Genomic DNA, 14,904 nt, shown 5'->3' on the forward strand with positions numbered 1-14,904 from the left:
GCCGAGCGCCGCCGCCAGCGCCATGGCGGCGAACGCGACGCGGCTCATGCGGCACCCCGGTGCGCCGCGCCGGCGCTGCCGGCATGGCCCAGGGTGAACTGGATGACATCCGTGCTGCGGTGACGGAAGGCCGCCTCGCAGTACGCGAGGTAGAACTCCCAGGTGCGGATGAAGCGTTCGTCGAAGCCCTGCGCGCGCACCGCCACGAGCCGCGCCATGAAGGTCTCGCGCCACTGCGCAAGGGTGCGCGCGTAGTCCTGACCGAAGGCGAAGCGGTCGAGCACCTGCAGGCCGGCGCGTCGGGCCTGGGCCTCGAAGACCGGGGGCGAGGGCAGCATGCCGCCCGGGAACACGAACTGCTGGATGAAGTCGGTGCCGCGGCGATAGCGATCGAACAGCCGGTCGTCGATGACGATGGTCTGCACCACGGCGCGCCCGCCGGGCGCGAGACAGCGCGCCAGGGTCTCGAAGTAGCGCGGCCAGTAGCGCTCGCCTACCGCCTCGAACATCTCGATCGACACGATGCCGTCATGGCGCTGACGCTCGTCGCGATAGTCCTGGAGCACGCAGCCCGCCCGAGCGCCGAGGCCGGCATCGGTCAGCCGCTGGTTGGCGAAGGCGAGCTGCTCGTGCGACAGGGTCAGGCCCTTCACCCGCAGCCCGCCGCGGGCGGCCTGCTCGGCGAAGCCGCCCCAGCCGCAGCCGATCTCGAGCACGCTGGCGCCGGGCGGCAAGCCGAGCTGGTCGAGGATGCGGCGGTACTTGGCGGCCTGCGCCTGCGGCAGCGCCAGTTCGGTCTCACCGCCGAAGAGCGCGCTGGAGTAGGTCATGGTGTCGTCCAGCCACAACCGGTAGAAGGCGTTGCCGAGGTCGTAGTGGGCCTCGATGTTGCGTCGCGCGCCGCGCCGGCTGTTGTGCTTGATCAGGTGCCGGAGCCGGTCGACGAGCCGGGTGAGGCTGTTGCCGTAGATCGCGCCCTCGAGCGCCGTCCGGTTGGCCAGCATCAGGTCGAGCACATCGATCAGCCGTTCGCAGCGCCAGTCGCCGGCGATCCAGCTTTCGGCGAAGCCGACATCGCCGCGCGCCAGTGCCGCGGTGAGCGGCTTCCAGTTGAGCAGTTGCAGGGGCACGGCGGATTCGCCGCTGCCGAAGGACAGGGTCTCTCCCCCGGGCAGCGTCAGCAGCAGCCGCCCGTGGGTGAGCCGGCCGAGCATGCGCAGAAGGGGGCGCGCGGCGCGAGGCACCGAGTCGGGCAGGCGGGTCTGTGGCGCAGCGCCCGCGGGGTGCTGCGTGCCGTTGGCAGAAGTGGTGGCTCCGGTCATGGCGATCCGCGGGTCACGAAGTGCGCTGGTGGCGCGGGCTTGGTTCGGAAGGGCACGCGACGCGCCAGCAGCAGCACCGCCTGCCAGTGGATCCTGGCGATCACGCCCAGCGTGAACAGGGGGTAGGCGGTCAGGGCGCGCAGGCTGCCGCGCAGCCCGAGTGGCTGGAGTTCGCCCGAGAGGCTGGTCAGCAGCAGCGGGCCCTCGGCATCATGGTGCTCCACGCGGGCCACGCTGCGGCGGCCGGCGGTCATGAACCGGAAGCGGTAGGAGCCTGCCACATCGCAGAAGGGCGAGACATGAAAGACCTTCTGCGCCTGCAGCGTGCGGCCCGCACCCAGCGGCGCGCCCGGCGTCCCCGTGAGCAGATAGCAGTGACGCTCGCCGAAGGTGTTGTTCACCTCGGCCACGATCGCCACCAGAGCGCCGTCGGCCCGGTGACAGAACCAGAAGCTCACTGGCTTGAAGGCATAGCCGAGCACGCGTGGAAAGGCGTCGAGCCAGACCGACCCGTCGGCGACGATGTCTGCCTGCGCCAGCAGCGCGTGCAGCCACGGCATGACGGCCGTCTGGCCGCCGCCATGATCGGACTCGTGCAGGCTCAGCAGGGCCCGCCGATTCACGCCGAACAGCCAGTTTCCGCGCGGTTGCCCGTCAAGCCGGTGTGCTGGCGCACGGACATGGAAGGCGGGGTAGCGGAAGGCGTGCGCGGCAGGCCGCAGCCGGCGGTGGATGACCTCGCCGAAGGCGAAGCGCCAGCCGTCCTGCGCCAGCGCGTCGAGGGCGCGCCGGGCTCTCGTCAGGATCATGCCGCCGTCCGGGCGATCCGCGGCAGCTGCAGCAGCCTGTCGGCCACCGCCAGGCCCGAGCGCAGGCCGTCCTCGTGGAAGCCGTACCCGGTCCAGGCGCCGGCAAACCAGGTGCTGCGCGCGCCCTGCAGGCCGGGCAGGCGGGCCTGCGCTGCCACCGCCGCCTGATCGAAGATCGGGTGTTCGTACTCGATGCGGGCGATCACGCTGTCGGCGGCGGGCTCGGTCAGGGGGTTCAGGCTGAGCAGCACCGGCCGCTTGAACGGCAGCGGTTGCAGCCGGTTCAGCCAGTAGGTCACCGAGACCTGCGGTGACTGCGTGTTGCCGTCGCTCAGGTAGTTCCAGGCGGCCCAGGCGCGACGCCGGCGCGGCATCAGGGTGAGGTCGGTGTGCACCCAGGCCTGGTTGGGCTGGTAGGGGATCGCGCCGAGGATCTCCCGTTCGTCAGGGTGCAGATCGGCCAGCAGGGCCATCGCCTGGTCGCTGTGGCAGGCAAGCACCACCTGGTCGAAGGGCTCGGTGCCACGCGCGGTGCTGACGGCCACGCCGGCGCTCCCCTCACGGCCCAGCCGGCGTACCGCGGTGACCGGCTCGCCGATCCGCACATCGGTCAGGCGTTCCCGGATGCGACGCACATACTCCCGCGAACCGCCGCGCACGGTATGCCACTGCGGTCGGTCGGTGATCTGCAGCAACCCGTGGTTGTGGAAGAAGCGCGCGAAGCTGCCCATCGGGAACCCCGCCATGGTGCTCATCGGGCAGGACCAGATCGCCGCCGCCATCGGCAGCAGGTAGCCGTCCCGGAAGGCATGGCTGTAGCCGTTGCGCTCGAGAAAGTCGCCCAGCGGCATGGCCAGGGCTGGCGGCTGTTCGCCCCGATCGGCAAGCGCGGCGAGCCGTGTGGCTTCACGGTTGAACCGACCGATGTCGCGCAGCATCCGCCAGAAGTCGACGCGCAGCGCGTTGGTCGGCTGCGCGAAGACCGAGGCCAGGCTGGAGCCGCACCACTCGAAGTCCTGCGGCCGCACCGAGACCGAGAACGACATGTCGGAGGCGGCGGTGGGCACCTCGAGCTCTTCGAACAGCCGGACCAGATGCGGGTAGGTTCGGTGGTTGTAGACCAGGAACCCGGTGTCCACCGGCGCGGTGATGCCGTCGAGGCTCACCTCCACGGTGTTCGCGTGACCGCCGAGCCGGGGCTGAGACTCGAACAGGCTCACCGAATGGAAAGGGGTCAGGCGCAGCGCTGCCGACAGTCCCGAGATACCCGATCCGATCACTGCAATCCGCATGGCTGGCTTTCTGTCCGGTAGTCGGGTCTGTTGAGTGCTGAGCTGAACGGGGCGCCCGGCTGGCGGTGCAGGCGGGTGCGGAAGGGTCTGACGCAGGGACGATACCGCGGACTATACCGATCGTGACTTGCCGGTCAGATATTGACCCTACGGTGTTGTTCGGCAGGCCGGGTGTTTTCGGGCCGTTCCGCAGGCATTGCCCGATTTCCGATAGGGGCGAGATGTCTTAGTCATCCTGGCCGTTTCAGCCTATAATCAAAGCCGGCAGGGCGATAGTCAAGTATTTGTCCAGGACAAATCGCCTCGGGCAGTTCCCCGTCGCCGGGTTCCCTTTTCATCGGACAGCCATGAATGACCGCTCGGCCCAGACGCCGATCACCCTGAGCATCGCGGCGGTCGAGCGCGATACGGGCTTGTCCAAGGATACCTTGCGGGTATGGGAGCGCCGATACGGCTTCCCCGCCCCGGGCAGGGATGCCTTCGGCGAGCGTGCCTACCCGCTCGATCAGGTCGAGCGTCTGCGCCTGCTGCGCAGGCTCATGGACGCCGGCCATCGGCCGGGCAAGATCATCGGGCTGACCGCCGATCAGCTTCAGCTTCTGGTGGGCGAGAGCAGCGGGCCGCCGCAGCAGATGGCCGAAGCCGTCTCGGCCCACGACGACCTGCTGCGCTTCATCGACCTCATCCGCTCGCACCGCGTCGAGGACCTGCGTGGCAACCTGTCTCAGGCGGCGCTGCGCATCGGGCTCGAGCGCTTCGTGATGTCGGTGTGCGCGCCGCTCAACGTGCTGGTGGGTGAAGCCTGGGCTCGGGGTCAGATCGAGATCTTCGAGGAGCATCTCTACACCGAGTCGATGCAGGTCGTGCTGCGCAACGCGATCAGCACCATTCCGGTCTCGGGTGCCTCGCCGCGCGTGCTGCTCACCACCTTCCCCAACGAGGCCCACGGGCTCGGCCTGCTCATGGTCGAGGCGCTCATGGCGCTCGACGGCTGCCATTGCACCTCGCTGGGCACCCAGACGCCCATTCTCGACATCGTGCGTGCCGCGTCCTCGGGCGAGTTCGATGTGGTCGCCATTTCCTTCTCCGCCAGTCAGAACCCCAACCAGGTGCTCGACGGACTGGCCGAACTGCGTGAGCATCTGCCGCCCACGGTCGATCTCTGGGCGGGCGGGCAATGCCCGGTGCTGCAGCGGCGGCCGCCTGCCGGCATTCCGGTGCTGGTGTCGCTCGCAGACATTGCGCCGGCGCTGCGCCGCTGGCGCGCGACTCACGCCCGCCGACCGGCGCGCTGATCGGCGGCCCGCCACGTGCGGGCTCAGGCCACAAAAAGGGTGAGTACGCCGGTGTGGCCGTAGATGCGGTCGTGCGCGATCTCGCCGTTGCCGTACATGCCGATCAGAGGCACCTCGCCAAGGTGATGCCGGATGAGTTCCATCTCGGCGCCCTGCGCGCCGAACAGATGACCGCCGCGGGCCACGCAGGAGTGATAGAGCGCGCCCCGGATCTCCAGCCCCTCGTCATCGACCTCGTCGCGCAGTTCGGCAATGATCCTCACCAGATCGCGGCGCGCGGCATCGCGGTCTCGGGTGCAGAACACCACCCGGTCGCCCGACTGCAGGGTGTCGCCCACCGCCACCACCCGGTTGTCCGGATCGATGCCCACCACGCTGCGCACCAGATAGTCGCCAAAGCCCGGGCTGCGGCTGCCCTCGCCGGAGGCCAGCCCCACGAACAGGCCCTGCCGCAGGCGTTGCACCGGCAGCGCCTGCAGGATGGCCGGGCCGCTGCGCTCGGCGTGCGGCGGCAGCCTGACCCCGAGATCCTCGAGCAGCACATCGAGCGCGGGCCGGCCGTCGATCTGCTGCAGGAACTGCCCCGTGCACTCGGAGATCCGGTGCTCGCCGGCCAGCGGCGCGCAGCCCTGGGTGACCCGGGTGAGCAGCCGTATCGAGGCGTCGAAGGCCACGCCGCTCAGGCCGCCGCGCACCGGTTCGTCGGCGAGCTGGGTGTCGCCGTCGTCGGCGCCGCTGGTCAGGGCGCCAAACAGGAAGCCGGTGTCGGTGCGGTCGGCGAGCTCGGCCACCAGGTCGGCGATGTCGGGCAGCCGCGGGTCGGCGTGCACCAGCGCCACATGCGCAGGTGCGCCGGCGCCGGCCGTGCGCAGCCGACCCGAGAACACCCGGAAGCTCTCTGCCGGCAGGCTGGCGATCATGATCGCCAGGGCCGGCTCGCCGGCGTATTCCGCGCTTCCGGCGCAGATCGAGGCGGCCACCGCGCCGCTCCAGTGGTGCACACCGGTGCGGGCGCGCAGCGCGGCGAGCAGTTCGCCCAGATGCGGCGCGAGCGCGTCGGTGACATAGAGCAGGCCCAGCCCGCTCGCGAAGCCGCCACCGATCGGCCCTTCCCGCCCCATCACCTGGGTCAGGGCGATCTCCATCGCCATCGACCACTGCGGGTGGGTGGCGTGGCCATGGCGAAACGCGGTCATCCGCCGGCCCGGCTTCGGGTTCGCGGCCGCGGTGGTGCTGCGGGTTCAGCGGATGCAGCGGGTTTGGCGCCGCGCCGTGCGGCGGCGGCGCCGGATTTCGGCGACCCGGCCGTGGCGCGGCTGCGGCTGCCGGCCCCCGTTTTCCGGGCGGAGGTCTTGCCGGTCGGCGCCTTGCCGCCTGCCGTCTCGCCCGCCGCCTGGTTTGCCGCGAGCCCGGCGGCAGCGGCACTCGCGGTACCCGCCATGGCCGCCTGTGCCACCTGGGCGAACTGGCCCTGCAGCAGGTTCCACCAGGTGGCGGGATTGACCGCGGCGGCGGCGGCGCGGGAGAGGTCCTGGCCGAGCGAGGGCGTCGCGCCGTCGCCGGCGCCGGGATCGGTGGCGGCATCGGGCCCGGCGCCGGTTTGCGGCTGTGCAGGTGTCTCCCCGGAAGATTCGTCCGGGTTGGGACCACCCGCAGCCCGCGCCGCGGCCTGCGTGGCTGCCTGCGCAGCCGCCTGGGCGGCGGCGGTGAAGGCGCCGACCGCATCGCCGCGGGCCGAAACCGCCTGACCGAAGGCCTTGATCGCTGCGAGCGTGCCGCGCTGGACCTCCATGCCCTGGATGGTCCCCCGCAACAGGCTGAGGTTCATGTTCAGCCACTGCTCGACCGTCTTGAGGTCGGCGATGCGCTTGTCGAGCTCGCCGATGTCCATGGTGGGCGAGAGGCTGGCCGGCAGGCTGAAGCCCGACCAGGCCTTCTTCACCATGTCCACCGACTCGAGCATGCTGCTCAGCGAGCCGAAGCCCAGTGGGCCGGTGCCGAATTCATTTGCCATGCGTGCATCCCCCCGGCCAGCGCCGGCCGTGTTCGGCCCACGATAGCAGAGCGCCTGCGGGCCTGCCAGCAGCCAGCGCTTCATGTCATGCTGTGCGCCCGTTCCCGCCGCCCCGGAGCACAGGCCGTGTCCGACATCCCCACCCTGCGCCGCATACTGGCCGAGAACCGCCTGATCGCGGTGGTCGGCCTGTCGGCCGACTGGTACCGCCCCAGCTTCTTCGCCGCCAAGTACCTCCAGGAGCACGGCTACCGCATCGTGCCGGTCAATCCGCGCTACACCGAAATCCTGGGCGAGACCTGCTACCCCTCGCTCACGGCCATTCCCTTCAAGGTCGACATGGTCGACGTGTTCCGGCGCAGCGCCGATGTCCTGCCGATCGCCCGCGAGGCGGTCGCCATCGGGGCGCGCTGCCTGTGGCAGCAGCTTGGCGTCATCAATGAAGAGGCCGACGCGCTCGCGCGCAGCCAGGGTCTGGACAGCGTCACCGACCGCTGCGTCAAGATCGAGCACGCCCGGCTCTTCGGCGGCCTGAACTGGGTGGGCGTGAACACCCGGGTGGTGTCGGCCCGGCGGCCGCGCCAGCTTCCCTACTGATCCTGCGCGGACCCGACCATGGCAGATCGTGAATTCGGCATCGAGACCCTGTGCCTGCATGCAGGCCAGATCCCCGACCCCACCACCGGCGCCCGCGCGGTGCCCATCCACCAGACCACCTCGTATGTGTTCGACTCGGCCGAGCACGCGGCCAGCCTGTTCAACCTGCAGACTTTCGGCAATGTGTACTCCCGCCTGTCGAACCCCACCGTGGCGGTCTTCGAGGAGCGGGTGGCCGCGCTCGAGGGCGGCCGCGCCGGCCTGGCGGCGGCCAGCGGCATGGCCGCCGAGATGGTGGCCATGCTCACGCTGTGCGGCAACGGCGACCACATCGTCGCCGCCAGCACGCTCTATGGCGGCACCTACTCGCAGTTCGCGGTCACCTTCGAGCGCTTCGGCATCAGCTGCAGCTTCGTCGAACCCGATGACCCCGAGAACTTCCGCCGTGCCATGCAGCCCAACACCCGCGCGGTGTTCGCCGAGACCATCGCCAACCCGCGCCTGAATGTGCTCGACATCGCCGCGGTGGGCCGGGTGGCCCGTGACCACGGCGTGCCGCTGGTGGTCGACAACACCCTGGCCTCGCCCTACCTGTGCCGCCCGATCGAGCATGGCGCCGACATCGTCGTGCACTCGGCCACCAAGTACCTCGGCGGCCATGGCACCACGCTGGGCGGCGTGGTGATCGAGTCCGGCCGCTTCCCCTGGGACAACGGACGCTTCCCCGGCATGGTCGAGCCCTCGCGCGGCTATCACGGCGTGCGCTTCTACGAGACCTTCGGCGACTTCGGCTTCACCATGAAGGCGCGCATGGAGACCATGCGCACCCTTGGGCCCACGCTGGCGCCGATGTCTGCCTGGATGCTGCTGCAGGGCATCGAGAGCCTGCCGGTGCGCATGGACCGCCACTGCGCCAACGCGCTGCGGGTCGCGCAGTTCCTGCAGGAGCACCCGGCGGTCGCCTGGGTGAACTATCCCGGGCTGCCCGACAGCCCCTATCACGCGCTGGCTGCGCGCTACATGCCGCGGGGTGCGGGCGGCATCCTGTCCTTTGGCATCCTGCCGCGCCCCGGCATGCGCAAGGGTCCGGCATCTCCGGCCGACGCCGCCGACGCGCAGCGTGCCGGCGAACGCTTCATCGACGCCGCCACCTTCATGAGCCACCTTGCCAATGTGGGCGATGCCCGCACGCTGGTCATCCATCCCGGCTCCACCACCCATCGCCAGCTCTCGGTCGACGAGCAGGCCCGCGCCGGGGTCACGCCCGACATGATCCGGCTCTCGGTGGGCCTGGAGTCGATCGACGACATCCTCTGGGACCTCGACCGCTCGCTCGCGGCCGCGCACGCCGGCTGAGCGGGCGCGGCCCGGCGTCAGTCCTGCAGCGAGCGCGGCCCGGCGTCAGTCCTGCAGCGAGCGCCACATCTCGATGTCGCGCTCGGCGGTCCAGATGCGCGGGTGGGCGATGCCGCTGGCCTCGTCGTAGGCCCGCGACACATCGAAGGGCAGGCAGTGCTCGTAGATGAACACCTGGCCGAACACCGGGTCCATCACCTTGCGGGTGTCGGCGAAGACCTGCTTCAGGCTGCGCCCTGCCGCCACGCCAGCCTGCGCGGTCTGGTAGAGATCGGTCACCCAGCGCCGGGTGTAGTCGATCGCCTTGTCGCAGTCGGCGGGCGTGGTCATGGCCGGGCCTCGCCCGGGCACCAGCTTCTCGGCGCCGAGCGCGCGCAGTTTCTCCAGCGTGGACGGCCATTCCTGCAGGTGCGCGTCGCCGGTGTAGACCCCGGCCATGTACTCCACCAGATCACCCGAGAAGCACACCTTCTGCGACGGGATCCAGGCGATGGTGTCGCCGCGGGTGTGGCCCGCGCCCAGGTGCATCAGCTTCACCTCGAGGCCGCCGAGATGCAGGGTCAGCTCGCGCTCGAAGACCATGGTCGGCCAGGTCAGGCCCGGCACCGATTCCACGCCCGCGAACAGCCGCGGAAAGCGCTCGATCTCCGACTTCATGTCGGCCTCGCCGCGCTCGACGATCAGATCCCAGGTGCCGCGCGAGGCGATGATCTCGGTGGCGCCCTCGGCGAAGTAGGCCGAGGCGCCCAGCACCCGCACCGCATGGTAGTGGCTGAGCACCACATAGCGGATCGGCTTGTCGGTGACGCTGCGGATGTGGCGGATCAGCTCCTGCGCCATCAGCGGAGTGGCGGTGGTGTCGATCACCATGCAGGCGTTGTCGCCGATGATCACCCCGGAGTTCGGGTCACCCTCGGCGGTGTAGGCCCAGGCATTGGGCGAGAGCTGGATGAACTCGGTCTTCTTGGCGGCGAGGTCGGCCTTCGAGGCGAACTGCTTGCTCATCGGATGTCTCCAGGGTCGGGTGGAACGGGGCGGGCGGCGGGCCGGCCTGCCGGCCTCAGGCGATCAGGGCGGGGCGCCCGCCAGACCGTGCAGGCTCAGTGAGAGCGCCAGCTCGCCGAACTCCTCGTGGCTCATCGGCCCGTCGGGGCGCAGCCACGCGAAGCTGAAGTTCAGCATGCCCAGCAGCGCCATGGTCACCGGTTTCAGGCGCGCGGGCGGGATGCGGTCCGGAAATGCCTCGTTCAGGACCGCTGCGATCGCGTCGACCACCGCCCGCTGCTGGGCGACGATGATCCCGCGTTCCTCGGCCGGCAGGAACTTCACGTCGTTGATCAGCGCGGCATGAAAGACCCGGGCGCGGCGATAGGCCGGCATCAGCGCGCGCACCACCGAGGCCCAGCGGGCCGGTCCGGGCGGTGCGCGGTCGGCCGCGTCGCGCACCAGCGCGAGCAGCTCGGCGGTGTGACGCCGCAGCGCCTCGAACAGCAGCGCCTCCTTGCTGTCGAAGTAGTGGTAGAGCGTGGCCTTGGACACGCCGCAGGAGCGGGCCAGCTGCGACATCGATGCGCTCGGATAGCCGATCTCCGAGAACGCATGCACCGCCGCACCCAGGATCGCCTCGCGCTGGGCGTCGTAGCCGGCTGATCGGGGTCGCGCCATGGCTGGCTGACCGCGCGCTCAGCGCTCGTCGAAGCTGATCACCACGCGCTCGCTCACCGGTACCGACTGGCAGGTCAGCACGAAGCCGCGGGCAATCTCGTCGGCCTCGAGCGTGAAGTTGCGCAGCATGCGCACCTCGCCCTCGAGCACACGGGCCCGGCAGGTGCAGCACACGCCGCCCTTGCAGGCGAAGGGCAGGTTGGCGCCCGCGGCCAGACCGGCATCCAGGATGCTGCGGCCCTGGAAGGGCATGCTCAGCCGGCGCTCCTTGCCGTCGATCACCACCCGCACATCGGCCCGGGGGCCGTCATCGGCGGTCACCTCGGCGGCGGCTGCCGCGGCCGGGGCGGGGGCGGGCAATCCGAAGCGCTCGATCAGGATTCGCGCCGGCGCCACGCCGGCGGCGAGCAGTGCGCGCTCCACGCCGTCCATCATCGGCTGTGGCCCGCACACGAAGGCGGCATCGATGCCGGCGGCCGGCAGCAGCGCTGTCAGCAGCCGGGTGCAGCGCGCCTCGTCGAGCACGCCGCTGAAGAGCTCGATCTCCTGGCTCTCCTCGGAGAGCACGTGGATCAGCCGCAGGCGGGTCATGTGGCGGTTCTTCAGCGCCTCCAGCGCCTCCACGAACATGATCGAGGCGCTGCTGCGGTTGGCGTAGACCAGGGTGAATCGGCTCTCGGGCTCGCGCTCCAGGATGGTGCTGATCAGCGAAAGCATCGGCGTGATGCCCGAGCCCCCGGCAAAGCCGGCGTAGTGCCTGCCGTGCGCGGGGTCGAGCGGCAGGTGGAAGCGGCCGTCGGGCGTCATCACATCGATCTGACGACCGGCCTGCAGGTGGTCGTTGGCCCAGTTCGAGAAGCGGCCGCCGGCCACCCGCTTGATCGCCACCCGCAGCGGCGCGCCGGCCTCGTACTGTGGCACCCCCTCGCAGATCGAGTAGGCGCGCCGCAGCTCCTCGCCGTCGAGGGTCTCGCGCAGGGTGATGAACTGGCCCTGCACGAAGCGGTATTCATCGCGCAGCGCCGGCGGCACTTCGAAGGCCACGCTGATCGCGTCGGCGGTCTCGGGGCGCACCTCGCGGATGCTCAGCCGGTGGAATCGGGGCGCAGGCATGGCTCAGTAGGGCTTGAAGTGGTCGAAGGGTTCGCCGCAGGCCAGGCACCGGTAGAGCGCCTTGCAGGGCGTCGAGCCGTGCTCGGCGAGCTTCTCCACCCGCGGCGACGAGCAGCACGGGCATTGCGGACCGGCGCTTGCCATCGCCTCGCGACGGACGAGCCGCAGCGGCGCGGTGCCGGGCTCGCGGCCGACGCCGTCCGGTCGGTGATCGGCCACCGGTCCGGGCGGCGCGATGCCGTAGGCGAGCAGCTGCCGCCGGCCGCGTTCGCTGATCAGGTCGGTGCTCCAGGGCGGGCTCAGACTGGTGCGCACCCGCGCATCGGGCCAGCCGGCGGCGGCCAGCGCCGCGCGCACATCGGCCTCGATCACGTCGACCGCCGGGCAGCCGGTGTAGGTGGGCGTGAGCACCACCTCCAGCCGACCCTCGCGCAGGCTCACCTCGCGCAGGATGCCGAGGTCCTCGATGGTCAGCACCGGGATCTCGGGGTCGGTGACCGCACCCGCAGCGGCGCGCGCCGCGGCGAGCCGGGGCTCGCCGGCGCCGGCCGGGCTCACCAGCGTGCGCCGGGATGGGCCCGGGCGAGGCTCTGCATCTCGGCGAGCAGGTAGCCGAGATGCTCGGAGTGACGGCCCTGGCGGCCGCTGGAGAGGAATCGGCTGTCGGGTGGGCGTCGCAGGGTGGCGCGGGCGAGCACCGCATCCACCTGAGCCTCCCAGGCGGGGCGCAGGGCCGAGGTGCTCGAACCGATGCCGTGGGCGATCACCGTCTGGTCGATAGCGTCTTCGGCCCAGAACTCGTGGGTGTAGGGCCACAGCCGGTCGAGCGCGGACTGCATGCGGGCACGCGACACCTCGGTGCCATCGCCCAGCCGGATCATCCAGCCGGTTGCATGACGCAGGTGGGCGCGGGCCTCCTTGACGGCGCGCGCCGCGATCGCGGCAAGCTGCGGGTCGCTCGACTGCGCGAGCGCCTCCCAGAGCGGCAGCTGCAGGCAGCCGGCGAGGAAGTTGCGCGCGATGGTCACCGCGTAGTCCTCGTGCGGGCCGCTGCCGTTGGGCAGCTCCATCAGGGTCCAGTTGCGGAAGTCCGGCTCGTCGCGCAGGAAGGCGAGCGCGTCCTCGTCGCGGCCCTGGCCTTCCAGCTCGCCGGCGTGGGCCAGCAGCAGCCGGGCCTGCCCGATCAGGTCGAGCGAGATGTTGGTGAGGGCGAGTTCTTCCTCGAGCACCGGGCCGTGCCCGCACCACTCGGCCAGCCGCTGGCCGAGCACCAGTGCGTTGTCGGCCAGTCGAAACAGGTACTGCAGGTGTGCATCGTGTGCGGCGGCGCTGCGCGCGGTGTCAGTCGGGGCGTCCATCGCGGGCTCAGAGATGGTCGACTTCCGGCGGCAGCCGGTAGAAGGTGGGGTGGCGGTAGATCTTGTCGGCCATCGGATCGAAGTCGGTCGACTGGTCTTCCGGGCGCGACGCGGTGATCGCAGCCGAAGGCACCACCCACAGGCTCACGCCCTCCTGGCGGCGGGTGTAGACATCGCGGGCCATCTGCAGGGCCATGGCGGCGTCGGGCGCGTGCAGGCTGCCGCAATGCCGGTGCTCCAGGCCCTGGCGGCTGCGCACGAAGACTTCCCAGAGCGGCCAGGTGGCGGTCGGTTCGGTCATGGGGGACTCCTCTCGGGCGGTCGGCTCAGGCCGCCTCGCGGCTGCCGGTGCCGGCGTGGCGGGCGGCGTGGGCGAGCGCGGCCTCGCGCACCCAGGCGCCGTTCTCATGGGCCTGCACCCGCGCCGCCAGCCGCTCGCGGTTGCAGGGACCGTCACCCTCGATCACGCGCCAGAACTCCGACCAGTCGATCGGACCGTGGTCGTGATGGCCGCGCGCCTCGTTCCAGCGCAGCTCGGGGTCCGGGATGCGCAGGCCAAGCAGCTCGGCCTGCGGCACGGTGGCGTCGATGAAGCGCTGCCGCAGCTCGTCGTTCGACAGCCGCTTGATGCCCCAGCGCATGGTCTGAGCCGAATGGATCGACTCGCTGTCGCTGGGCCCGAACATCATCACCACCGGCCACCACCAGCGATCGAGCGCGTCCTGGGCCATGGCCTTCTGGGCCGGGGTGCCGCGGCACAGCGCGAGCATGATGTCGAAGCCCTGCCGCTGGTGGAACGACTCCTCCTTGCAGATCCGGATCATCGCCCGGGCATAGGGGCCATAGGAGCAGCGGCACAGCGGCACCTGGTTCATGATCGCGGCGCCGTCCACCAGCCAGCCGATCGCGCCCATGTCGGCCCAGGTGAGCGTGGGGTAGTTGAAGATGCTCGAGTACTTGGCCTTGCCGGCATGCAGGGCATCGACCAGATCCTCGCGGCTCACGCCCAGCGTCTCGGCCGCGGCGTACAGGTACAGGCCATGGCCGCCCTCGTCCTGGATCTTGGCGAGCAGGATCGCCTTGCGGCGCAGGCTCGGCGCCCGTGTCACCCAGTTGCCTTCGGGCAGCATGCCGACCACCTCCGAGTGCGCATGCTGCGAGATCTGCCGCACCAGCGTCTTGCGGTAGCCCTCGGGCATCCAATCCTGGGGTTCGATGCGGCGATCGTCGGCGATCGCGGCCTCGAAGGCGCGCTCGCGCTCGCCGGGCGCTGGCGTGGCGGCAGTCGGCTCGGCGCCGGGCTTAAGGTCGATGGCCTGGGTGTACATGGCGCTTCTCCGGAGGGCGTGTCCGCCCGTGCGATGCCGCAGTCTATTATTCGACCGACCGGTCGGTCAATCATGGCTCCAGCGCCGATGGCACGGGGTGCGGCGCCCGGTGCAACGCCGCACCGATCCCCGCAGCCCGCTCCCGCCTCCGGGATGAGCGGCACCGTTGTCCGGCGAGTTGACATGGGCGCGTTAGCGCTCCATAATCAGCGGTTCCCTGGAGGGGTGCCCGAGTGGCTAAAGGGGGCAGACTGTAAATCTGTTGGCTTACGCCTACGTTGGTTCGAATCCAACCTCCTCCACCATAGTGCTGCCGGCGCAGGTCGGGCCGGCGCAGTGTGCAGGGAAGCGGGCAGGGAAGGCCGCGCGGGTGTAGCTCAATGGCAGAGCAGAAGCCTTCCAAGCTTACGACGAGGGTTCGATTCCCTTCACCCGCTCCAGTGCTTGCGGCTGGTGCGGCAGCAGATGGCAGTTTTGCCCATGTGGCTCAGTGGTAGAGCACTCCCTTGGTAAGGGAGAGGTCGCGCGTTCGATCCGCGCCATGGGCACCAGAATTCTTTCCTCTCGCTCTTCGACGAACTCGCTTTTCCAGATCAGGAGCCCGGCATGGCCAAAGGCAAATTCGAGCGCACCAAGCCGCACGTGAACGTGGGGACGATTGGGCATGTGGACCACGGCAAGACGACGCTGACGGCGGCGATCACGACGGTGCTGTCGACGAAGTTCGGTGGCGAGGCGAAGAAGTACGACGACAT

General features: G+C 70.4%; 16 protein-coding genes and 3 tRNA genes. 7 read left to right on the top strand and 12 right to left on the bottom strand.

Annotation, left to right across the window (positions count from 1 at the left end; all coding sequences use genetic code 11):
- Nucleotides 1–44: 44 nt before the first annotated feature.
- The 3 genes from AC2H6A_RS11825 to AC2H6A_RS11835 are packed head-to-tail and all read right to left on the bottom strand — an operon-like array spanning nt 45 to nt 3,423.
- Nucleotides 45–1,322 carry a class I SAM-dependent methyltransferase gene (locus AC2H6A_RS11825; protein ID WP_484273762.1) on the bottom strand — a complete coding sequence of 426 codons (1,278 nt, stop codon included), beginning with the start codon at nt 1,320–1,322 and terminating at the stop codon, nt 45–47.
- Nucleotides 1,319–2,131 carry a DUF1365 domain-containing protein gene (locus tag AC2H6A_RS11830; RefSeq protein WP_484273764.1) on the bottom strand — a complete coding sequence of 271 codons (813 nt, stop codon included), beginning with the start codon at nt 2,129–2,131 and terminating at the stop codon, nt 1,319–1,321. Before AC2H6A_RS11830 ends, AC2H6A_RS11825 begins: the two co-directional genes overlap by 4 nt.
- Complete coding sequence (locus AC2H6A_RS11835; protein WP_484273766.1) at nt 2,128–3,423, bottom strand: NAD(P)/FAD-dependent oxidoreductase; 1,296 nt, start codon at nt 3,421–3,423, stop codon at nt 2,128–2,130. Before AC2H6A_RS11835 ends, AC2H6A_RS11830 begins: the two co-directional genes overlap by 4 nt.
- Nucleotides 3,424–3,770: 347 nt before the next feature.
- Between AC2H6A_RS11835 and AC2H6A_RS11840 the strand changes: the two genes are divergently transcribed.
- Nucleotides 3,771–4,718: a MerR family transcriptional regulator gene (locus AC2H6A_RS11840; RefSeq protein WP_484273769.1), complete on the top strand. Its 948-nt coding sequence runs from the start codon at nt 3,771–3,773 to the stop codon at nt 4,716–4,718.
- A 23-nt stretch (nt 4,719–4,741) separates the two neighbouring features.
- Here AC2H6A_RS11840 and AC2H6A_RS11845 read toward each other — a convergent pair whose 3' ends face one another.
- Together AC2H6A_RS11845 and AC2H6A_RS11850 are read right to left on the bottom strand one after the other, a co-directional pair.
- Nucleotides 4,742–5,914, bottom strand: coding sequence for an FIST signal transduction protein (locus AC2H6A_RS11845; protein WP_484273772.1), 1,173 nt, complete (start codon nt 5,912–5,914; stop codon nt 4,742–4,744).
- Nucleotides 5,911–6,732, bottom strand: a complete 822-nt coding sequence (locus AC2H6A_RS11850; protein ID WP_484273774.1) for a PhaM family polyhydroxyalkanoate granule multifunctional regulatory protein — start codon at nt 6,730–6,732, stop codon at nt 5,911–5,913. Before AC2H6A_RS11850 ends, AC2H6A_RS11845 begins: the two co-directional genes overlap by 4 nt.
- An 87-nt stretch (nt 6,733–6,819) precedes the next feature.
- Between AC2H6A_RS11850 and AC2H6A_RS11855 the strand changes: the two genes are divergently transcribed.
- Together AC2H6A_RS11855 and AC2H6A_RS11860 are read left to right on the top strand one after the other, a co-directional pair.
- Nucleotides 6,820–7,329, top strand: a complete 510-nt coding sequence (locus AC2H6A_RS11855; RefSeq protein WP_484273776.1) for a CoA-binding protein — start codon at nt 6,820–6,822, stop codon at nt 7,327–7,329.
- 18 nt (nt 7,330–7,347) lie between these two features.
- Nucleotides 7,348–8,685, top strand: coding sequence for an O-acetylhomoserine aminocarboxypropyltransferase/cysteine synthase family protein (locus AC2H6A_RS11860; RefSeq protein WP_484273778.1), 1,338 nt, complete (start codon nt 7,348–7,350; stop codon nt 8,683–8,685).
- A 45-nt stretch (nt 8,686–8,730) separates the two neighbouring features.
- Here the strand turns inward: AC2H6A_RS11860 and AC2H6A_RS11865 are convergent, their stop codons facing one another.
- The 7 genes from AC2H6A_RS11865 to paaA all read right to left on the bottom strand — a co-directional run bounded on the left by AC2H6A_RS11865 (nt 8,731) and on the right by paaA (nt 14,149).
- Entirely contained in the window at nt 8,731–9,690 is a 960-nt protein-coding gene (locus tag AC2H6A_RS11865) for an MBL fold metallo-hydrolase (RefSeq protein WP_484273780.1), read from the bottom strand.
- Between the two features lie 63 nt (nt 9,691–9,753).
- Nucleotides 9,754–10,350: a TetR/AcrR family transcriptional regulator gene (locus tag AC2H6A_RS11870; RefSeq protein WP_484273782.1), complete on the bottom strand. Its 597-nt coding sequence runs from the start codon at nt 10,348–10,350 to the stop codon at nt 9,754–9,756.
- An 18-nt stretch (nt 10,351–10,368) separates the two neighbouring features.
- A complete protein-coding gene (paaE, locus tag AC2H6A_RS11875) occupies nt 10,369–11,463 on the bottom strand; it encodes a 1,2-phenylacetyl-CoA epoxidase subunit PaaE (RefSeq protein ID WP_484273784.1) in 1,095 nt (364 codons plus the stop codon).
- Between the two features lie 3 nt (nt 11,464–11,466).
- A complete protein-coding gene (gene paaD, locus AC2H6A_RS11880; RefSeq protein ID WP_484273785.1) occupies nt 11,467–12,021 on the bottom strand; it encodes a 1,2-phenylacetyl-CoA epoxidase subunit PaaD in 555 nt (184 codons plus the stop codon).
- Nucleotides 12,018–12,821 carry a 1,2-phenylacetyl-CoA epoxidase subunit PaaC gene (gene paaC / locus AC2H6A_RS11885; RefSeq protein WP_484273786.1) on the bottom strand — a complete coding sequence of 268 codons (804 nt, stop codon included), beginning with the start codon at nt 12,819–12,821 and terminating at the stop codon, nt 12,018–12,020. Before paaC ends, paaD begins: the two co-directional genes overlap by 4 nt.
- Nucleotides 12,822–12,828: 7 nt before the next feature.
- Entirely contained in the window at nt 12,829–13,122 is a 294-nt protein-coding gene (gene paaB / locus AC2H6A_RS11890) for a 1,2-phenylacetyl-CoA epoxidase subunit PaaB (RefSeq protein ID WP_484273788.1), read from the bottom strand.
- A gap of 25 nt (nt 13,123–13,147) precedes the next feature.
- Nucleotides 13,148–14,149 carry a 1,2-phenylacetyl-CoA epoxidase subunit PaaA gene (gene paaA, locus AC2H6A_RS11895; RefSeq protein ID WP_484273790.1) on the bottom strand — a complete coding sequence of 334 codons (1,002 nt, stop codon included), beginning with the start codon at nt 14,147–14,149 and terminating at the stop codon, nt 13,148–13,150.
- A 219-nt stretch (nt 14,150–14,368) separates the two neighbouring features.
- Between paaA and AC2H6A_RS11900 the strand changes: the two genes are divergently transcribed.
- The 4 genes from AC2H6A_RS11900 to AC2H6A_RS11915 all read left to right on the top strand — a co-directional run.
- Nucleotides 14,369–14,454 (top strand) — tRNA-Tyr (locus AC2H6A_RS11900).
- A gap of 61 nt (nt 14,455–14,515) precedes the next feature.
- Nucleotides 14,516–14,589 (top strand) — tRNA-Gly (locus tag AC2H6A_RS11905).
- 36 nt (nt 14,590–14,625) lie between these two features.
- Nucleotides 14,626–14,700: transfer RNA gene (locus AC2H6A_RS11910), tRNA-Thr, on the top strand.
- A gap of 55 nt (nt 14,701–14,755) precedes the next feature.
- Nucleotides 14,756–14,904 (top strand): GTP-binding protein (locus tag AC2H6A_RS11915; RefSeq protein ID WP_484273792.1); only part of this gene is annotated, 149 nt, incomplete at its 3' end.

This window comes from Quisquiliibacterium sp. (assembly GCF_982640115.1).